Raw genomic sequence first — 20,382 nt, 5'->3', positions numbered from 1 at the left:
TTATGTGTGTAAACCAACCAGGAGTTCCTAATGAAGACCATCGAAGAATTTGAAGCCGAAATCAAGGAAAAGCACTGCGCCATCGAAGTTGAGAAGATTATGAGAGAGTACGCCAAAAGCTGCCTAGAATCCAATCGGCTTAATGAATACCATCAGCTTATCCAAAAGCTAAAAGAACAGGCAATCCAGAAAATCCAAGATTCCGAAAACCTATTCCATGAATCCATCCGGCTACGGAACTCAGGAAACATTGATGGCATCCTCGCCATCCAACTCAAGAAAGCACTTAAAATCTTTACTGAATCAGTTAAGGAAGAAGCAATCTAATGCGGGGCGGCCAACGAAAAGGAGCGGGACGCAAAAGTAGCTGGAAGAATCGAGAAACCAGTATCATTCGCGTCCCGACCATCATCGCGCAACAACTACTCGAAATCGCCCATGAACTCGATAAAAACTACCCCATCGAACAACAACTCTCAATCTTGGATGTCCTACGGAGGCATGAACTAAACCCAAAAATAATCCATGCCAATCACCCAAACAACAACCAAACCCAGAAGCAATCTTGATTCTGATACAATTTCAAAGAACATTAGTCCCAGTTGTATGTTGCCATTAGAGGCCCTCAAGCATTATTTCGGATATGAGGCGTTTCGCCCCGGACAGGCAGACATCATTACAGCTTCTCTCAATCAGCAAGACGTTTTAGCAATCCTCCCAACGGGTGGGGGGAAGTCCATCTGCTTCCAGTTACCCGCCCTTCTCAAAACAGGCATCACCTTAGTTGTGTCTCCCCTGATTGCCCTGATGTTAGACCAGGTGGTGGCCTTACAGAAAAATGGCATTGCCGCCACATTTTTGAACAGCACTTTATCGGCCGCAGAAGCCAGGGGAAGAATTGCGGCCATCATGGCCGGGGAAGTGAAGTTACTCTACGTTGCCCCGGAGCGATTAGTTAGTGACTCCTTTACCGCCTTGCTCGAAACCATTCACCAGACCGTTGGCATCAGCAGCATTGTTGTAGATGAAGCCCATTGCGTATCGGAATGGGGCCATGACTTCCGACCCGACTATCGCCAACTCAGTCGGCTGCGAGAACGATTCCCAACTATCCCCGTCATCGCATTAACCGCCACAGCTACCCACCGCGTCCGAACCGACATTACCGAACAACTCTCTCTGAAAAAGCCCTTTGTCCATGTCGCCAGCTTTAACCGCCCTAACCTCTACTACGAAGTCATTGAAAAAAGCCGAGGCAAAGTCAGCCTATCGGAACTCACTGGCTACATCAAGGAGACAGAAGGCTCTGGCATCATCTACTGCATGAGCCGCAAACAGGTTGAAAAGCTGGCCAGTGAATTAAACGAGAATGGTATTTCAGCCCTGCCCTACCATGCTGGACTGAGTAACGAAACCCGTACCGACCATCAAACCCGTTTTATTCGGGACGATGTGCAAATCATGGTGGCCACCGTTGCCTTTGGCATGGGCATCAACAAACCTGATGTCCGCTTTGTCATCCATTACGATCTGCCCCAAACCATCGAAGGCTATTACCAGGAATCCGGTCGGGCCGGTCGGGATGGTGAACCGGCCCGATGCACGCTGTTCTTCAGCCCTGGAGACATCAAACAAGCAGACTGGTTTATTCAGAACAAGGTTCACCCGGAAACCAATGAACCCCTGGAAGATGAGCAGCGCATCGCCAGACAACAACTCCGGCAGATTGCCGCCTATGCCGACAGCACCCTCTGTCGCAGAACAACCCTCCTCGGCTACTTCGGTGAAGTCTTTGGCGGAAACTGTGGCCAGTGTGATAACTGCCGCTTTCCCAAACCTAAACAAGACTGGACAATCGAAGCCCAAAAGTTTCTCTCCTGTGTGGCCCGCACCAATGAACGCTTTGGCATCCGCCACATCGTTGATATTCTCCGAGGCTCAACTCAAGACAAGGTTATCAAGTACGGTCACGACAAACTCTCAACCTTTGGCATTGGCCTTGATAAGTCAATCAAGGAATGGCAGCATCTAGCCCGCAGTCTCGTCCAACAAAACTTGGTTAATGAATCGGATGATGGCTACGGTATCCTCACCCTCAATACCCTGAGTTGGGCGGTACTTAGAGGACAACACCAAGTCTGGGTATCAATGCCCAATCAACTCAGCAAGGAAAAAGTAACGGTCGAAAAAGAACCCAACCTGGGCCCCATCCATACTGGACTATTCCAATCACTGCGTACCCTTCGCAAAGAGTTAGCTGATGACCAGGGCATCGCACCTTACCTCATCTTCACCGAAACAAGTCTGAAGGAGATGGCCCGGTATCGGCCCTGTAGCCTAGCCAGCTTCAGCCGAATCACGGGTGTCGGGGACAAAAAACTAGAAGTCTATGGCTCAACCTTCGTAAACCGCATTTTCTCTTATTGCAAAACCCATGGCCTCAGTGAAGCCATGCCCCACTTCATACCCAGAGAAGCTGTCCCAGAGAAGAAAGCAGCCGGAGAACGAACACGCAATGTCTGCAAACTATTCCAAAATGGACTCTACCCTCAAGACATAGCAAAAAGCCTTGAAATGAAAGTACAGCGGGTCTATGAACACTTAGCCGATGGAATCGAAGCTGGACAAATCGCCAGCATCGAAAAATTAGTCTCCTCAGAACGTCAAACCACTATGCTCAAAGCCTTTGATAAACATGGAGCCGACCGACTCAAGCCTATCTATGAAGAACTCAATGAACAATTCTCCTATGAAGAACTAAGAGTGGTTAGAGCGTTATGGAAAGTAAAAAGCAAATAATCTTTCCATAAAAGCATGGAAGTATGAAAACATTTACATTCGCAGCGACTCCTGTTATTTCGTTGACACTGAACCGCTGTTGATTAACGTATTATTGAATTATGCACAGTAATCAAAATCATGTCTAAAGGTGGGGTAAGACCAGGGGCAGGACGACCTAAAGGGACGGGGAAATATGGTGAACCCACCCAAGCGATTCGCTTACCCCTAAGTGTCATTGGGCAGATTCCCCAATTACTAGAGCGGCAACAGCCCCGGACAACCCTGACTGAGTTATATCGCCCCCAACTGGGAGCAACTTTACCCTTACCCCTTTATCAGATGCCTGTCTCCGCCGGGTTTCCATCCCCTGCTGATGACTATATTGAGCAACGGTTAGACCTCAACCGCTATCTCATCAAAAATCCGGCTGCAACCTTTATGGCCCGAGTGTCTGGGGATTCGATGATTGGGGTTGGGATTCATGACGGGGATGTAATTATTGTTGACCGTTCCCTGGAGCCGAAAGACGGGCAGATTGTCATTGCGGTGTTGAACGGGGAATTAACGGTAAAACGACTGAGACGCAAGTGTAAAAGGCTGCTCCTGCAAGCCGAGAACCCCAACTACCCTGACATTGAGATTACGGATGCCAGTGCCTTTCAAGTCTGGGGTGTTGTGACTAATGTAATCCATGCCTTATGACTAGGCTATGGGTGTGTCCCAAGAAATTGGCATTATCGTTCTGGTAAAGAGTGAAACAGTAACAGGATTATGAAGCTAGACCGGATTACCTTAAACCCCTTTGTCATGGGGGGGAAGCCTTGTATTCGAGGCTTGAGAGTGAGCGTGGGTGCGATTGTTGGTTTAGTTGCCTCTGGACAGTCTATTGAGACGATCTTGGTGGCCTATCCCTACCTAGAGCGGGATGATATTTTTGCCGCCCTATCCTATGCCGCTTGGCGCGCAGAAGAGTACGAAGTGGGCCTAGTTTCTGCGTGAGCCTTGATGCAGATGAACCATATTCACTACAAAGGGAGTATTTTTGGACTGCAAGAAACCGCCCAACTCATACAGCACTGGTCTCTAGAATAAATTTTTTAACTTCCATAATTTAGAGGAAACAAGCAGTGAAATACCAAGACCGAATTACAATCGAACCTGGAAAGCGCAGTGGTAAGCCTTGCATTCGTGGGATGCGGATTACGGTTTATGATGTCCTGTCTTATCTGGCATCCGGCATGACCTATCAGGAAATCCTTGATGATTTCCCCTACCTTACTCAGGAGGATATCTTAGCTTGCCTTAGTTATGCTGCCGAACGCGAACGCCAAACCCTTCTGGTTCAGGCATGAAGCTGTTATTTGACCATAATTTGTCTCCTCAGCTAGTTAAGCTCCTAGCAGACTTATTTCCTGAATCAACTCACGTTTATTTACTGGGTATGGATCAATCCGAGGATCAAGAGGTCTGGAACTATGCTCAAAATAATGACTTCACCATTGTCACGAGAGACAGTGACTACAATGAACTGCTTACCCTGCGTGGCTTTCCACCCAAAGTAATCTGGATTCGGCGTGGCAACTGCTCTACCACAGCGATTGAAACCATGCTGCGATCCCACTTGGCTGATATTCAAGCTCTGAATGACGACCTAACCCTAGGCGTTTTGACACTTTACTAAAACTTCTAACCTTCTACCTATGCTTGATGGCGTGATTCAAGGCCTGATTTGCCAACAACGTCCCTACTATCTGCCTTAGGCTAATTCAATGTCCCTCTCACCATGAAGCAATCGCTAATTCCAGAAGTTCCCCCATGTTTGCCCTAGTGGACTGCAACAATTTCTATGTGTCCTGTGAACGTGTCTTCAACCCCAAGCTCCAAGAACAGCCCGTAGTCGTCTTATCAAATAATGATGGCTGTGTGGTGGCTCGCTCCCAGGAAGTTAAAGCCTTGGGTGTACCAATGGGGGTTCCCTTCTTCAAAATCAAAGACCTTGTAACTCAACACAATATCCAGGTTTTTTCGAGTAACTATGCTCTCTATGGAGATATGAGCCAGCGGGTGATGCAAACTCTCGCATATCTTTGCCCAGACCTAGAGGTGTATTCGATTGATGAAGCCTTTCTCGATTTTTCTGGCTTTCAACAAACTCACCCACTAAAACATGGCCAGGTCATCCGTCAAACGGTGCTGCAATGGACAGGTATCCCCGTTTCGGTTGGGATTGGCTCAACTAAGGTGTTAGCGAAGGTGGCGAACAAGTTAGCGAAACAGCAAGCAGGAGTCATGGCATTGTCACCAGCAACAGTCAACTCAGCATTAGCAGATCTGTCTGTGGAGGACATTTGGGGTATCTCAAGCCGATGGGGACTACGATTACGAGCCTTGAACATTACCACCGCCGCTGAGTTACAATCTGCTAACCTGGGCATGATTCGCCAACAGTTTAATGTCGTCATGGAGCGGATTGTGCGGGAACTACGGGGTGAGTCCTGCTTACCTTTGGAGTCAGTCACCAATCCTCAGAAAAGCCTGGTTGTCTCGCGCTCCTTTGGCCAATCTGTCACTACTCTCACAGATTTACAACAGGCTGTAGCAACCTATATCAGCCGAGCCGCCGAGAAACTTCGCATCCGGGGGCTAACCACAACCCATCTGACGGTGTTTGCTCAAACCAATCGGTTTCAGGATAACTTTGAATCCCCTAGTACCAGTGTGACGCTACTCAAGGCTACTAACCATACCGGAACATTAGTTGGCTATGCCCTGCGGTGTACAGAGTCTATCTATCAAAACGGGCGGTCTTACAAAAAAGCTGGGGTCATCCTCCAAGAATTAAACCCAAGTCAGTCAGTGCAACACACCCTCTTTGATTCCCCATCTGATGGGCGAGATGAAAAGTTAATGGAAACCCTTGACTCCATCAATCAAAAACTTGGGAGACATACCCTCCGCTATGGTGCAATGGGGCTAAAGCAACATTGGGTCATGCGATGTTCTCAACGCTCTGCAAACTACACGACTGACTGGGCTGATTTACCAAATGTTAAAGCCTAGCACATAGCAAACAGTAACAATTTGTGAGATCAGATGTCTATTTATTTTTATGAAAAAAATTGTTTGACCCTAGACTAAATGACTACCATGATTTACAGAAATTATTTTGTTGCTAATGGCTTCCAAATATGACTTGCCGTTGGCAACGACCGAATCATTTCACGAATGACATCCGACTGAGTTCGATGACTAATTTGGCAATAGTCCTTCAGGGCTTTCATTTCTTCGTGAGGTAAGCGCACGTTTAGGTATTCAGTAGACTTATTCTCTGAAGTTAAGTTTTGTTTCAGCCTTTGCATTCTTTCCACGGTTAATCAGATTTGCATTACCCTGAATGTAGTTTAGCAGTTCCACTCCTCTCTATGCCTGTGAAGCAATCAGAGCTTATTCTTCCTACATTGCTTCAGGACGATGTAGAAGGATGGCGAAATCAAGGCTGGTCAGGCGTTACTCAAACTACGGCCGAGTTACTGCACTACTGGTTTGAAGAAGAACGAGATGGGAAGAACTTCCATCCCTGCCAGCAAAACGCGATTGAGACAGTCATCTATTGCCACGAAATTCTGAGGATTCAGAACCCCTACCAGCTTTATCTTGAATTTAGCCCGGCAAATGCCAAAGTTGCCCAAGCCATTCGTTCTAAGGTATTGCAGGATGAACTAAACCCAATTACCTGGCCCAAATACTGTCTGAAGATGGCTACAGGCAGCGGCAAGACATGGGTACTCAATGCCCTAATGGTTTGGCATTATTTCAATGCTCTGAATGACGAACCTGGCCAGTTCAGCAGCCGTTTCCTGATTGTTACCCCTGGAAAAGAAGTCCAAAAGCGCATCCTGGAAGCAACTAAAGGCCGTGATGATGGTGGAACCTGGATTGCTCCTGACCTGGATGAAGATTTATTCATGCCTCGCGGTACACGCTGGCGTGATCGGTTCTACCTAGAGCAGTACGAACCAAGCGACTTCCGAGAAAACCTGACCCTGACCGATGGCCCATTCCTGGCTGTTACCAACTGGCAGCAGTTTCGGTTTGCCACCAGTTCACCTTCGGTCTGGGAAGACCTAATGGGTGAGCAAGAAGAAACACCAAAGGCGGAAATTATTGCTGAACTCCTGACAACTTACCCAGACCTTTGCATCCTGAATGATGAGGCCCATCACGTTCATGCCGAAAAACGACCCAGTGCTGACTCAAAGACTGAGGAAGAACTGATCTGGCGGCGGTTTATGTCGTTCCTAAACCAGAAACAAGCTGAATGTCATCCCGATACACCCCGCTTTTTTCAACAAATTGACTTTTCGGCTACTCCTTTTTTTGGCAGTGGGGATAATAAAGCCTACTTCCCTCATATCATCTATGACTACAACTTGGGCCAGGCTTCCAAGGATATGCTTGTCAAGCAGTTATTCTTAGAGCAACGCCAGGGAAACAACCTGGAAGACCTCGACTTTAGGGCAGAGCGTGAAAAGGCAGAAGGCAGAAAGCGGGGCGAAGTCCTTGGCCTATCCCTTGGCCAAAAAATCATGCTCGAAATTGGCAAAACCAAGTTAGAGCAACTCACTCAAGAATTTAAGCAGCATGGCATTAACCGAAAACCAGTCATGCTGGTTCTAGCAGAAGAAACCGAGGTTGCTGATAAGGTCGGAGAACACTTAACTACCCTGCACGACCCTGACGGTAATCCCTACGATGAAAGCCGAGTTGTGGTTTACCACTCAAAACTCAAGGATGCCGCATCCAAGGAAGCGGAAGCCCTACTCAACGATATTGACCGAGATAATGCTCCCCTTCAGGTCGTTGTCTCTGTCCTCTCAGTCCGAGAGGGATTTGACCGCACTAATATCTGTGTCATTGTCATGCTCAGAGCATCAGAAGCTGATCTGCTCCTTGAGCAAATTGTTGGCCGTGGACTACGGCTCATGTTCCCACGCTACAAACCAGAGTATGACCAAATCCAGGAAATGAAGGCTGAGGCCAGGCAAGCTCTTGAAAATCAAGAACAACCCGATAATGCCTTTGATTGCCTATTCTTAGTCGAGCATCCGAAGTTCAAGGAGTTCTATACTTCGTACCTGGCCTCTCAGGGACATTTGATCGGGATTGGTGATAGTTCTAAGCAAAATGCCGGGGGCGACCTCGTTTCAGTAGATGCCGATGTCACCCGCATCCCCAAATACGACATTTCCTGGCCCATGCAAATCTATGACAACACTCCCATTCCCAACATTGCTGACATTGAAATCAGCAAGATGGGCCACAACCTTGTCCCGTTTGACACACTTCAAAAACTTAGTGCAAAGACACTCATTACTGATGTTCATGCTGAAACGGGTACCAAGGCTAATACCTGGGCATTAGAGCAGGATTACTTCGACTACAGCTTTTTCCTGCAAAACATGACTCGTCTGGTCACACGCACCAGTAAGCTGTCCTACCTAACGGCCCTATCCTCAGAGATCGCCGCATTAGTTGATGAATACGTCAGCAATCGCCTCTTTAACCAACCCATAGATTTTACTGAACCAGAATGCTACAAAGTCCTGCAAAACCAACAACTCATTGACTTTATTGCGAATCAGGTAAGAGCCGCCATTACAGAAGCAACAGGTGATCTCCAGTACCAACCAGGGGCAGTATGGCGGAATCTGTCAGATGTACCGCAATTACTCATGCGTCAGAAGAATATGGTAGCTGTGCAACGGTGCATTTATCCCCACCAAGCCGTAGAAGCTGTTAAAGGCAATTTTGAACGCCGAGTCATCACTAAACTAATAAACCCATCGCCTGAAGTTCTTGCCTTTGCCAAGCTGGATCGCAAGCACGACCTCATCATCACCTGGCGAGATGACCGAGGTATCCAACGCAAGTATGAGCCAGATTTCCTAATCCGTACCGCAGACCGCATCTACCTTCTCGAAACCAAAGGCGATCATCTTATGACCGACTCAAGCACAGCACTTAAGGCCCAGGCAGCCGTAGCCTGGTGCAAGTCAGCTTCTACTGTTCCCCCACCCACCACCCAACCGCAACAGTGGGAGTATCTCATCCTTAAACAAAGTATTTTTGAAGCCAATGACGGAGCATCATTCAATGCTTTGCTGCCTCTAATGCAAATAGAACGAGAAGGTCTAGTCGCTGGCCTCTATGGTGATTTAGGTTTAGCAATCTGAAGGTAATCTATGGCAACCATTAAAAAAGAAGATTTGGAACTCATTAGCACTATTCTCAACTCCAGTGAAATTGATGGAGCCATCGGCTCAATATTCAAAAGAACTGGTCACGTCAGCATCAGCGGTAAAGACTATGCAATTGACGACCCTGATGCACCAGTTGGCACGATTGAGGAACAAGAAGAAGCAGAAGAATTTTTCGATCTTCATTTTGTGTCCATTCCTAACTTAGGTTCAAAAAGGGCGTATCAAAATATGCTCGATTTCACCCACACCGTTGAGTATCCAAAACTTAAGTCCGATTTGTTACACGCCTTATCTCAGGCAAGACCATTCTCAAAGTTTGAAGCTGTACTTATGGAAGTCGGTTCTGAGTTTGAAAGATGGCGTAAGTATGAAGAAGAAGCTCGGCTAAAACACGCCAAAGAATGGGTTGAAGAAAAGGGATTCACTGTTGAGGTTTAGCCATGTCTGACCAGCCATCACGCCGCCGTAAAGATTCTGCCAAATTGGTCTGGGATACGAAGCCCAAACGTGCGCCTAACCCTCGTGATATTGAGTTTCAAACCGCTGAGATCGTCATTCCAAACCCCAAGCAAGAACAGGGTTCTTTTGATTTGCCTTTGCTGAATTTAGCAGGAAGTAATTTACCTTTTAATCAAGTCGGAACTCAGGATATTGATAAAAGCAAGATGAATCGCTTGATTTGGGGCGATAACCTTCTGGCTATGCAAGCTCTCTTGGCTCAGGGTTATGCGGGTAAAATTGATCTAATCTACATTGATCCGCCATTTTTAAGTAGTGCTGATTATTCTTTTCAGTTAAGTATTGAAGGTCAACAAGTCACCAAAGAAGCAAGTATTATAGAACGCTTGGCTTACACAGATACTTGGGAAGGTGGTATGGATTCTTTTTTGGATATGATTTATCCTAGATTACAGTTAATGAAACGTTTATTAAGTGATAAAGGTAGCATCTTTATACATCTTGATAATAATGTGGGTCACTATGTAAAACTAATTTTAGATGAAGTCTTTGGTATTAAATGTTTTCAAAATGAAGTTGTTTGGCAACGGACTGATCCGCATAATGATGCTATAAACAAATTTGGGAATATACACGATATAATTTTTTGGTACGGAAAACAAGAAAAACCTACATATTATCCAGATGCTGTTAGAACAGATTTATCTGAAGCAGGATTAGCCGAGTATTCATTATTGGAGTTAGAAAATGGCGGAATTATTCCGTATAAGGGGAATGAGTTAAAAAAAGGAAGACGCTTTAAATTAGAAAATGCTACATGGAAAGGCTCGTCTAAAAGATTTAAATGGCGAGGTGTTCAACCTTCTGCTAATCGAGAATGGATGTATGACTATGAAGGTATGGAATCTGCTTTAGCCAGAGGAGAGCTATATTTACGTGACCTTCAGAAAGGATCAACAAGATGTCAAAAAAAATATTTAGACGAAAATCAGGGAATTTTACTACAGGACATTTGGACAGATACAGGACGCATGAAGGGAGGTAGTGATTATCCAACTAAAAAACCGGAGAAACTCCTAGAACGTATCATCAAAGCCTCGTCTAACGAAGGTGATCTAGTTGCCGACTTCTTCTGCGGAAGCGGAACAACAATGGCAGTAGCAGAACGGTTAGGCCGCCGTTGGATTGGCTGTAACTTAGATAAAGTTGGGCTGCAAGTCAGTCGTAACCGGATGGTTGAGCAAGGTGCAAAGCCATTCTTGATGGAGAACATTGGCAACTACCAACGGCACATGATCTATCTCTCTGGCTCCAAGATTGGAGAAATGCAGCGGATCATGCTCAAGCTATATGGAGCCGATCCACGCACTGACCGCACTGACTTAGGTGTTCGCCGATTAGAAGATGGGACAACGGAGTTGGTTTATGTCGGGTATCCAGATCGGCCTGTGACTGCCAGAAAAGTCATCGAACTGGCCCAGGATGCAGAAATTCTGGATGGAACGGGCTACAAAACACTGGTCATCCTTGCTTGGGATTATGACTACAACTACTCCACTGAATACGAAAGCCGAATCAAGAAACAAGCACTTAAAGTTAATGTGAAAGCCCTTACCATCCCACCTGAAATCTATAACTACCTCAAGAAAGCCAAGTCTGAGGCTGATTTAGATGGACTTCGAGATAAAATTACGTTTCACGAAAAACCCTATGTAAAAATCAGTAAGCCCCAGGTTCAAGATGCGGGTAATGGCATGGTGATCATCAGTTTGAGCATTGACCGGTATGTGTTGATGAACTTACCCATCCCTGAAAAGCAACAAGCTGAACTCAGAAAAGTCATTAAGGATAACTTTGCCGCCCTGATCGACTATTGGGCAGTGGATTGGGACTATGACGGGATTACATTCAGATCAACCTGGCAAGCGATTCGGGGTAATGGTAAGCGAGCCAGTACCGTGATTACTACAGCTCAAAGTACAGAATTACCCAGTAAAAAACGAACGATTGCAGTGAGGTTAGTAGATGTGTTTGGCAATGACGCAAGTGTGATAACGAATATTTTGTAGGTTCAAGATGATTAACAAACCCTTAGACTCCATCACTATTGATGATATTCAAGATTTAATTGAAGATAATATCATTGAAAAGAAAACACTTGACTATAAACTAATAATTGGAGACAAGAAAGAATTTGCTATTGATGTGTCCTCTTTTGCAAATGCTTCAGGCGGCAACATCATAATCGGAGTTGCAGAAGAAAAGTTAGACAAAAAGAAAACAGGAAAATATTTCTTGAGTCCAATAAAAGATATTATTCCTGATCAAATGATACAAACCATTGAAGGGATAGTTCGAGATCGAATTGAGCCTAGAGTCTTCATTGACTGTAAACATTTAAAGTATGAGGATGGACATATCTTTATCATCCGAATACCAAAAAGCTGGAATTCGCCACACATGATTAAAGATGCAAGTAGGTTTTATACCCGAAATAGCAATGGCAAGGAAATATTTGACTATATCGGATTGAGATCAGCATTTTTAGCATCTGAGTCACTAAGAAAAGAAATAAAAAACTTCAGAGCAGATAGAGTCGGGCAAATCATAGCGGATGAAGGGAGCATCCCTATAAAGAATCACCCAGGTATTGTCGTTCATGTAATGCCTGTATCGGCATTTTCAACTGGTTTTCTTATTGATATTGCGAATATTGACCCGCAAAATCGGCCTATACCAATTGGAGTTAGTTCATGGGATCGCAGATATAACTTTGATGGAGTAGTGACTTTCGTTAGTAACGAAAATTCTGTCAGCTATGCTCAACTTTTTCGTAATGGAGTCATTGAAGCATTTGAAAGTATTGACTCTCGGCAGTATCCAAAATTAATACATGATGTTTCAGTAAATATTATCAAAGAAATAAAGGGCTATCTATCATTACTTTATAAACTGGAAGTCGAGTTACCTATACTGATTGGTATCTCATTAGTTAATGTAAGAGGAAAAAGGTTTAAGAATGATGGATGGTCAACAGGCGAAATTGATAGAAATATCATTGTTACCCCTGAAGTGATTTTAGAAAATCAACATAAATCTATTGAAGAAGTATTAAAACCAGTCTTTGATACCCTATGGCAAGCATCTGGATACACTAGATCACCGAACTACGATCATAACGGAAGCTTCATAGGCAGATGAATGAGTATTGTTTCAAGTGCCTAAACTACGCCCACTCTAACTACCTTATGTGTGCGATCCACCCCAGCGGGCCACCTCAAGAACCATGTCCTGAGTTTGAATTAAGTCCGCAAGAAGAACAGTGGCAACCAGAAGGAGCCGCTTTCTACAACGGGGAGCTAATCTACCAACCACCAGCATTAAGCTATGAAGAACGACTAGAGCTACTGGAATGGCATCCCCTATTTACGGGACGATGCCCAAACTGTGAAATGCCACTGCATGAAACGGAGCAACCACGCATCCATTGGGATTGCGAGCATTGCGGATGGAAGGATGACTCACTTTGAGAGTAACGCCAACATCCGATGGGAAATTGCTTTAGTTAGCTCAGATAATTCCAGCATAGACATTTGATCTACCTGATCCATCACAGTTGCTGCCTGAGATTCTAAAGGCCGGGCGAACAAGTAGGCCACCAACGCTTCTGTCGTCTCATTTCTAAAAGCAGCGACCCTCGCTAGATTCTCTAGGGAAGGCAGACTACCGCCTGACTCCCACATCTGAATCGCAGATTGACTCACCCCAAGCAACAGACAAAACTCACGCTGAGGCATAGTCCCACGCATCTCTGAAACCATCAGAGAAAAACGAGACTTAAAGATTTCAAAGTCCTCCACGACCACACACCAGAAGCAACACCCTCATTTTGACATGGAATAAACCACTGCAAATGATTATGTGATAGTGTATGATTGATGTATTAATCAAGCATAACTACTTAAATGATTGTCACTATTGAAGACCGCACAGAGAGAAAAAACGTCACGATTCGGATGACACCGCAAGTAAAGCGGCTCATTCAGTTAATAGCGGCTGACGAACAGCACTATGTCTCAGACGTAATTGAGGAAGCAATTATTCTCCGAATTGTTGCTAAACAACTACAAAAGAACAGAAGCATCAAGGAAATTGCCAAAGAAACAGGTCTATCAGTCGAAGAAATCACCCTTGCCGTTCAAGACTTAAAAGAAATCCAATGGAACTAACTCTCTCTCAATTTTCTGCGTGGTCAGACCATCTGAACGCGAGCCAACTGCAGGTGCTAATCACAATCCACTTGCTCAAAAGCAGCAATGCCCAAGAAATTATCAAGATCACTCAGACCTCGAAGCGAAACGTAAACCGCATTATCAAGCAACTGGAAAAGCTGAACTTGATCCGGGTCAGGAGAGAACCAGTCATTGAACCTGTCACACATCTTGCAGAAGACGGCCAAAACTGGCCCAAAAATGCAGCTTTTGTCCCAAGACGGACAAATCTTGCACAAGATGACCGAAATTGTCCCGGTGATGCAGCTTTTGTCCCAGGATGGCCAAATGTCACACACGATGGCCAAGAGAATCGGGACATATATATAGGTGTAAGTTCTGTCGCCGAAGTACCGAATCTTGCACAGCATGGACAAAACGGGCCTACAGATGCAGCTTTTGTCCCAAGAATGCAAGAACCATCGGAACCACTGAAATCCGATGAACCGAATGGAAATCAAGCCGAAAACGAAGCTAAAAACCCTGCAAGCCTTACACTGCAAGCAATTCAAGCAGCTTTACCGAATCTTAACCTAAAAAATACAAATATCAAGGAATTAAATATAGATCTAATACCAGAAGATCCAATCTACACACACGCACACGCATTTCCCGCGAGCGCGTCCGTGCGTGTGTGCGTGAGCGAGGGCGAGGAACGCCAAGAAAGCCCGGAGCCAAAAACCGTGACTGTTTCAGCAGTCGCCGTGTTGGAAGCACCCCCCACCCACCCCGAAAAGAACGATCAATCCCCGGAGCAAATAAGCCCGGATTCGGGGCATATTTCGCCAGCAAGCCCATCCAACTCAGCTTTGAATACGTTTGGATGTCCAGACTATTACCGCAAGTTTGAGGAGCGTTTTGAGACAAAAACGCTCCCGATCTGGCGACATGGCCCTGGAACAGGAGGCATCAAGCCTGGGTTTGTCGAGTTCATTCGCAAGACCCTGGACAAGATGGGGGGAGAGCATACCCGTGGCGATGCAATCATCTACATTGACAGACGCGAAAAAGCCTCCGACTTTGTGACATTAAATGCCCGCGCTCAAGACTGGTTAGACGAAGAAAAGAAACGCAACCAGAATGAATTAGAACGAAAAAAGAAAATGAATACCAATATCTTTAGCGAGGATGGAAAATCGATAGATGTTAGCGATGTTCAAGCTCAGATTAACGTTCATTTGATCCGTTTGAATTGGACAAAGAAAGATGCTCTGAAATACATGGTTGAGCATCACGATTGGGTTGAAAACATCATCATCCGTGAAGGTAGATTTGACCGATTGACAGACGAAGATTTGATTGCACTTTTACTAAAACTGAGGGACGTAGATAATGCTTGAGATGATGACCGCCTCTAAGCAACAGCAAGAAATAGAACAGGAACAGGTTAGGCAAGAAGTCTTAACCTGGCTGAACAAAGAGTACAACGAGGTACTGAAATCCGGGAATATTGCCCCAGAAGGTTGCTGGATTGAAATCGCAAAGTGCCACAACCGCAAAGGATTATTCCAAGTCTTTTACCGCAGCAACCAAGCCATCTTTGATGGCAAGAAACGCAAGTATATCGGCATGAGAAATTCACCGAAGCACCACCAAGCCATAACAGCCATTGACCGCCGTGACTACCTCCATAGCCTGAGCATCCAGATCAAGGAAATACAAAATGTTTAGTAGAAATAAATACAAGGCAGGAGATAGAATCATCAGCCTTGAAAAAGCCAAAGTAATCCTCGAAACCGAGCTTGGAATAAAAGGATGGCGGCGAAACACAATTAAGCAGAAAATCCGCACAGGATGGAAGTTCAAATGGATCGAAGGTGTCCACTATATTAACTCTAGTCGCGGACTTGCCGCCCTTAACATAGATGCCATTAAGCGAGAGATTTTGAAGTAATTAAGTCGTCATCCGTTTATAGGTTTCGAGTAATTGAGCTTCACTCAACCAAGCATGATAAATCCGAGTGTGAACTTCGACACCATGACCCATTAGTTTTGCACTCATCGAAACAGGAAAACCATAGGACACACTGGCACGAATAGCATAAGCATGGCGCAAGCTATAAGGTGGAAACCCAACTTTATTATTTCTGAAATAACGAGCCGTCCGGTCAGCATACACTGACATATTTCCCGAAAACTTAACACGGGGTAATTCATGCAACCAAGGTTCCCAATCAACCCAGTGAGGCGGTAGTGGTAAAACCATCCGCTCTCCCGTCTTGCCTACTAATACCCGACAACGATACGGTTCTTCTGATTCAACTTGACAATGCCAACACTCATGATCCCGTAATCCATATATTGCCATCAATGCAAATACTTTCTGCCATTCAGGACTCTTAAGCAAAAGCCGGGCCTGACTAATCTCCTCATCAGTGGGAATCAATCGCTTGACTACTGAACCATATTGGTAGCTACCCTTCAGCTTCTTAATTTTGTCAATACTATCCTCTGACACCTTGAGAAATCGCAGTATCCTCACCCAAGTCTGTACTGAACGGAACCTCAACCAACTCCCATCTGGACACCCAGAAATCGCTAACTCCACTTGACGTACCTGAAACGGCTGATCCATCTGCACCAACTGAAGTCCAGCCTTATAAAAAGCCAACCACTGCTGGTCTGTCTTATCTCTGTAAGCAGAATTACGGAAGCGTTCAATCACCTCCCCAAATGTCTCTACTTTTTCTTTCTTCACCTCCCACCTGAAAGTACCCTTAACAATTTCTGACCAAATCTGGTAAGCACGAAACTCTGCTTGCTTCACACCCCACTCAGTCGCAGGCAACCCTAACCGAAGACGCTCTCGCTTCTGACCCACACCATCTTTTGATGGCAATGTCCCCCGAACCGATAACGTATTACCCCGGACTATCAACGTTAGCCTAACCCCCGCGTTTCGCAATCTTTGATTGACTGCTGCAACACTCTCTGAAATTTGGCCCGAAATTTGGCCCGAAATTTGTGACATTTCCCGATTTTTGCTGACGTTTAATGCCTAATTTTGACACTAAATGACAGTTAATAAAAACGGATCAAAGCCCCTAAAAAGAAGCCTAGGGGCTGAAAGCATTGATTTATAAGGGACGGGACTGGTGGGAGTCGAACCCACGGCCTAGCACTTAGGAGGCGCTCGCTCTATCCTGCTGAGCTACAGCCCCACATTCTCTATTGCTTACTATAGCGTTACACAGACTGCTCTGACTCATACAATCTTAGATATGGAGCCAGCAACAGACTATTGACGCACCCCTACCTAACCCCCAATGGGTAACGCGATCTGCCCCTTGAGGCGTTAAAGCTAAGACCTCAGATTCTCAAGATGGGTGATTTAGACCAGGCCAAGAATCCTCAACTACCTGAGAGTGAATGACTTAGGCAAAGGCTGGATTAAGTCGAGGAGAAGTCGAGAATCCCAAGATAGCTGGTGGATCGCAGGTGATCAGGGTCAATTTAAGCTGCGTCCGCTTCTTCTGCTTCTACAGCAATCGTTAAAAAGCGAATGACTTCTTCACTCAAGCGCATGGCCCGCTCCATGACACTGACGGCTGTTCCCGACCCTTTGAAATCAATTTGGATATATACCCCTTCCCGAAATTTTTTAATCGGATAGGCTAGGCGGCGTTTTCCGCGGTGTTGGATGGTAACCTCAGTGGCTCCCTGCTCTTGAAGAATAGTTTGGTATTGGAGAATGACCTGTTCCAACTGCTCATCAGAAAGATCAGGGCGAATGATATAGAGGGTTTCGTAGGTTTGGGGAATCATGATCGTTTGGTCTCCTTTTGGACTAGCGGCCGCTGATAAAAATCTACTTGAGGATAGATTATGGATTTTCAGCAGCAAGGTTTTCCCATGAACGGGATGCACAGATTTATAATTCTATCACTGAGTTCGGCCCAGGCCCTGAGCAATTATGGTTCAACGATATGTCCGTGTCCAATCCTCCGCTGGCATTCACTATGGTCTTTTACAACTCAATCGAGAGGTCATAGTTTTAGATGCGGCTCCCTGGGCGGGTGGCCAGGCCAATGGAGAAACCCTAGGCAGTGATGACTATGAACTCTTAACGCCCTGTTGCCCTTCCAAAATTGTTGCCATTGGCCGAAACTATGCCAAACACGCCGCTGAGATGGGGAATGAAGTTCCGAGTTATCCCTTAATTTTCCTCAAGCCGCCCACTGCCCTCCAGGCCCCCCAGCAACCGATTTACTATCCATCTCAACTCACTCGTGTGGATTACGAAGGGGAACTTGCCGTCGTGATTGGTTGCAAAGCCAGTTCTGTGTCCGTAGAAGAAGCCGGAAATTACATTTGGGGTTATACCGTCGCTAATGATGTCACTGCGAGAGATTTACAGCGGACTGAGCAACAGTGGACACGCTCAAAAGGGTTTGATACCTTTTGTCCCCTCGGCCCTTGGATTGTGCCGCAGATTAACCCCGATGCCCTCCTCCAAACCTTTATCAATGACAATCCCCAACCCGTACAGTCAGCACCCATCAATCAAATGGTTTTTAGTCCAGGGGAGTTGATTGCTTTTATCAGTGGGGTGATGACTTTACTGCCCGGTGATGTGATCCTCACAGGAACCCCCCAAGGGATTGGCCCCTTACAAGTAGGCGATCGAGTCCGGGTCGAAGTGGAAGGGATTGGCAGCTTAGAAAATCCGGTTGTGGCCCGGTCGTGAATATCGCAGTCCTACCTGAGTTAAGAATCATTCAAGGCCGTAATCAAATCAGAATCAATGCTCTAGTTCCCAAAACTGATTAGGATTGCCATCGCTGTTGAATGGAATTATTTATCTCAAAATTATTACCCCTGTTTATTTACCCCCTAGGACTGGCTTGTCTGGGCTTGATTGTGGCTATGTGCTGTCTCTGGAAACAACCTCGGATCGCCGCAGTTGCCATGGTTATTAGTTTTGGGGTGTTATTTCTGGGGGGAAATTATGTTGTCGCTCAAAATTTAACGGCGGCCTTAGAACGTCAAAACCCTGCCCCAAACCCACTTCCTAAAGTGGCCGCAATTATTGTTTTAGGTGGGGGAGTCCGGGGTCAAATTCCACCGAGTCCTTGGCTAGATGTTAATGATGCTGGAGATCGGATTCTCTATGGGGCCAAACTCTGGCGGGAAGGCTATGCCCCCTATCTGGTTTTGAGTGGTGGACGGGTTGATTCCACACCAGGGGCATCCGAAGCTACGGATATGGCTAAAATAGCCCAGGCCTGGGGAGTCCCGATCACCGCCATTCTCTTAGAACCTAACTCTCGCACCACCTATGAAAATGCCCAGTTCACCCAGGAATTACTACAGAAGCAAGCCATCAGCGGCCCTGTATTGTTAGTCACCTCGGCCTGGCATATGCCCCGCGCTTTAGGTATTTTTCGTCACTTTAACTTAGATGTCGTTCCCGCCCCGACTGACTATCGCTCGAATGGGACAACGGTTTTAGCCGGCCTGGCCGCAATTCCTTTTTATCTAATCCCCGATGCTGAGCAACTACGTTTAACGACCATCATGCTTAAGGAATACTTTGGCTTAGGCGTTTACTGGCTGCGGGGTTGGCTCTAAGGTGAGGGTGTCAGAGCCTGGGAATCCATTGATCGGAACAGGATGCAAAATCAAATGGCGAAGTTCTTGGCGAATTGGGGCCGTTAGATAATGGACTTGAACATTGCGCCAGGCCTGCCACTGCTCCCGTTGTTGCTGGTTGATCAACGCGGCTAACTCCGGGGAAGACTGACTCAGTTCCAGGCCCAGTTGTCGCTGGAAAAATTGCCCCAAAACAACCCCATCATGCATCGCCCCAAGGAGGTCTTGTAACTGGCCCCAGGCCTGGACTTGGGATTCATAGGCTTCTGGGTAGAGGGGGGTAAAGAGTTCCATTTGGTAGCGGAGGCGTTTAATTTGTTTACGCAGATCATGGAGGAGTTCACCCTCACGTTGGAGTAGATCGCCAGGTTGTTCAACTTCAACGAGAACCGGTTCCTGGGGGGTTAACCATTGAACGCCCATCTGCCAGGCCGGGTGCAGCAGTACCCTGGACAATAAGGGGAGGAGTAAATCTGGGGCAACGGTGCTAACGGAAATTTCTCCTGTCGGTTGATATTGGGGTTGAGCCAGCCACTCCTGTAGACCGAGTTGCAATTTTTGATAGCGATCACCCCGTAAAATTTGAATCCCTCGGTCTAGGAAAATTTCCCGTTGTTTACTAATTTTTTTGATTAATTTACTCAGTTGGCTCTGTTCGGCCTGGGGCAAAGCTGGGTAGTAATCGGTTTTGAGGGTCTCGGCCATCACATCTAAGTCTCGGACTGGACTGAGTACCCCAGACAAATCCTTCACCCGCCGCACCGTAATTGTTTTCGGTAACACCAGGTAGGGAATAAACACTTCTAAGGCCGTCCGTAAACGCCGCAATCCGACCCGCATTTGATGGATCGCGTCCACGTCCCGATCCCGTAGCACCCCCGGTTCAAATTTACTGACTTTGCGCAAATGTCGGTGTAGGGCCTGGTAAGCGGTATTGCTTAGAGTCGTCATAGTCTTAGAACCTAATCTTCAAGCAGCCCATAACAGTAGTATTGGGGTCGAAGAGTGAATCACAAACG

Annotated in this window: 22 protein-coding genes and 1 tRNA gene; 18 read left to right on the top strand and 5 right to left on the bottom strand. The window is 46.1% G+C overall.

All coding sequences use genetic code 11. From position 1 onward, the window contains the following. Positions 1-30: 30 nt before the first annotated feature. From SYN6312_RS13230 to SYN6312_RS13175, 12 genes are all read left to right on the top strand, one after another. A complete protein-coding gene (locus SYN6312_RS13230; RefSeq protein WP_015125388.1) occupies positions 31-327 on the top strand; it encodes a hypothetical protein in 297 nt (98 codons plus the stop codon). Next, complete coding sequence (locus SYN6312_RS13225; protein ID WP_015125387.1) at positions 327-569, top strand: hypothetical protein; 243 nt, start codon at positions 327-329, stop codon at positions 567-569. The genes SYN6312_RS13230 and SYN6312_RS13225 overlap by 1 nt, the downstream gene beginning before the upstream one ends. A gap of 37 nt (positions 570-606) precedes the next feature. After that, entirely contained in the window at positions 607-2,799 is a 2,193-nt protein-coding gene (gene recQ / locus SYN6312_RS13220) for a DNA helicase RecQ (protein ID WP_015125386.1), read from the top strand. A gap of 120 nt (positions 2,800-2,919) precedes the next feature. After that, the gene (locus SYN6312_RS13215; RefSeq protein ID WP_015125385.1) at positions 2,920-3,483 is read left to right on the top strand and encodes a LexA family transcriptional regulator; all 564 of its coding nucleotides are present in this window, start codon (positions 2,920-2,922) and stop codon (positions 3,481-3,483) included. Positions 3,484-3,552: 69 nt separating this feature from the next. After that, the gene (locus tag SYN6312_RS13210) at positions 3,553-3,780 is read left to right on the top strand and encodes a DUF433 domain-containing protein (protein WP_015125384.1); all 228 of its coding nucleotides are present in this window, start codon (positions 3,553-3,555) and stop codon (positions 3,778-3,780) included. Between the two features lie 128 nt (positions 3,781-3,908). Further along, positions 3,909-4,133: a DUF433 domain-containing protein gene (locus SYN6312_RS13205; RefSeq protein WP_015125383.1), complete on the top strand. Its 225-nt coding sequence runs from the start codon at positions 3,909-3,911 to the stop codon at positions 4,131-4,133. Continuing rightward, positions 4,130-4,462, top strand: coding sequence for a DUF5615 family PIN-like protein (locus SYN6312_RS13200; protein ID WP_015125382.1), 333 nt, complete (start codon positions 4,130-4,132; stop codon positions 4,460-4,462). The genes SYN6312_RS13205 and SYN6312_RS13200 overlap by 4 nt, the downstream gene beginning before the upstream one ends. 134 nt (positions 4,463-4,596) lie before the next feature. Further along, positions 4,597-5,841, top strand: a complete 1,245-nt coding sequence (locus SYN6312_RS13195) for a Y-family DNA polymerase (protein ID WP_015125381.1) — start codon at positions 4,597-4,599, stop codon at positions 5,839-5,841. Positions 5,842-6,203: 362 nt separating this feature from the next. Further along, complete coding sequence (locus tag SYN6312_RS19065) at positions 6,204-9,014, top strand: DEAD/DEAH box helicase (RefSeq protein WP_015125379.1); 2,811 nt, start codon at positions 6,204-6,206, stop codon at positions 9,012-9,014. Between the two features lie 9 nt (positions 9,015-9,023). Beyond that, positions 9,024-9,479 (top strand): UPF0158 family protein, encoded by a 456-nt coding sequence (locus tag SYN6312_RS13185; protein ID WP_015125378.1) that lies wholly within the window; start codon positions 9,024-9,026, stop codon positions 9,477-9,479. Positions 9,480-9,481: 2 nt separating this feature from the next. Next, on the top strand, positions 9,482-11,569 hold the full coding sequence (locus SYN6312_RS18410; RefSeq protein ID WP_015125377.1) for a site-specific DNA-methyltransferase: 2,088 nt from the start codon (positions 9,482-9,484) through the stop codon (positions 11,567-11,569). Positions 11,570-11,576: 7 nt separating this feature from the next. Next, complete coding sequence (locus SYN6312_RS13175) at positions 11,577-12,701, top strand: helix-turn-helix domain-containing protein (protein ID WP_015125376.1); 1,125 nt, start codon at positions 11,577-11,579, stop codon at positions 12,699-12,701. Between the two features lie 320 nt (positions 12,702-13,021). On the opposite strand, the gene SYN6312_RS13170 is transcribed toward SYN6312_RS13175, so the two are convergent. After that, positions 13,022-13,297, bottom strand: coding sequence for a helix-turn-helix domain-containing protein (locus SYN6312_RS13170; RefSeq protein ID WP_015125374.1), 276 nt, complete (start codon positions 13,295-13,297; stop codon positions 13,022-13,024). A 168-nt stretch (positions 13,298-13,465) separates the two neighbouring features. Between SYN6312_RS13170 and SYN6312_RS13165 the strand changes: the two genes are divergently transcribed. Genes SYN6312_RS13165 through SYN6312_RS13150 form a run of 4 tightly spaced genes read left to right on the top strand, consistent with a single transcriptional unit; the run spans position 13,466 to position 15,665 of the window. Next, on the top strand, positions 13,466-13,729 hold the full coding sequence (locus SYN6312_RS13165; protein ID WP_015125373.1) for a hypothetical protein: 264 nt from the start codon (positions 13,466-13,468) through the stop codon (positions 13,727-13,729). Next, on the top strand, positions 13,720-15,111 hold the full coding sequence (locus tag SYN6312_RS13160; RefSeq protein ID WP_015125372.1) for a helix-turn-helix domain-containing protein: 1,392 nt from the start codon (positions 13,720-13,722) through the stop codon (positions 15,109-15,111). Before SYN6312_RS13165 ends, SYN6312_RS13160 begins: the two co-directional genes overlap by 10 nt. Before the next feature lies 1 nt (position 15,112). Continuing rightward, positions 15,113-15,442 (top strand): hypothetical protein, encoded by a 330-nt coding sequence (locus SYN6312_RS13155; RefSeq protein WP_156804797.1) that lies wholly within the window; start codon positions 15,113-15,115, stop codon positions 15,440-15,442. Next, positions 15,435-15,665 (top strand): hypothetical protein, encoded by a 231-nt coding sequence (locus SYN6312_RS13150; RefSeq protein WP_015125370.1) that lies wholly within the window; start codon positions 15,435-15,437, stop codon positions 15,663-15,665. Before SYN6312_RS13155 ends, SYN6312_RS13150 begins: the two co-directional genes overlap by 8 nt. Here SYN6312_RS13150 and SYN6312_RS13145 read toward each other — a convergent pair whose 3' ends face one another. The 3 genes from SYN6312_RS13145 to rpsF form a co-directional block, all read right to left on the bottom strand. Further along, on the bottom strand, positions 15,666-16,742 hold the full coding sequence (locus SYN6312_RS13145) for a hypothetical protein (protein WP_015125369.1): 1,077 nt from the start codon (positions 16,740-16,742) through the stop codon (positions 15,666-15,668). A gap of 116 nt (positions 16,743-16,858) precedes the next feature. Next, positions 16,859-16,932: transfer RNA gene (locus tag SYN6312_RS13140), tRNA-Arg, on the bottom strand. Between the two features lie 292 nt (positions 16,933-17,224). Further along, complete coding sequence (rpsF, locus tag SYN6312_RS13135) at positions 17,225-17,536, bottom strand: 30S ribosomal protein S6 (protein ID WP_015125368.1); 312 nt, start codon at positions 17,534-17,536, stop codon at positions 17,225-17,227. A gap of 148 nt (positions 17,537-17,684) precedes the next feature. Between rpsF and SYN6312_RS13130 the strand changes: the two genes are divergently transcribed. Together SYN6312_RS13130 and SYN6312_RS13125 are read left to right on the top strand one after the other, a co-directional pair. After that, positions 17,685-18,458, top strand: a complete 774-nt coding sequence (locus SYN6312_RS13130; protein ID WP_015125367.1) for a fumarylacetoacetate hydrolase family protein — start codon at positions 17,685-17,687, stop codon at positions 18,456-18,458. 101 nt (positions 18,459-18,559) lie between these two features. After that, the gene (locus SYN6312_RS13125; RefSeq protein ID WP_015125366.1) at positions 18,560-19,342 is read left to right on the top strand and encodes a YdcF family protein; all 783 of its coding nucleotides are present in this window, start codon (positions 18,560-18,562) and stop codon (positions 19,340-19,342) included. Here the strand turns inward: SYN6312_RS13125 and SYN6312_RS13120 are convergent. Further along, positions 19,310-20,314: a CHAD domain-containing protein gene (locus SYN6312_RS13120; protein WP_015125365.1), complete on the bottom strand. Its 1,005-nt coding sequence runs from the start codon at positions 20,312-20,314 to the stop codon at positions 19,310-19,312. The genes SYN6312_RS13125 and SYN6312_RS13120 overlap by 33 nt on opposite strands. Positions 20,315-20,382 lie beyond the last annotated feature (68 nt).

This window comes from Synechococcus sp. PCC 6312 (assembly GCF_000316685.1).
Lineage (GTDB): Bacteria > Cyanobacteriota > Cyanobacteriia > Thermosynechococcales > Thermosynechococcaceae > Pseudocalidococcus.
The sequence above is the reverse complement of the archived record's forward strand: the minus strand, read 5'-3'. Positions and strand labels throughout refer to the sequence as shown.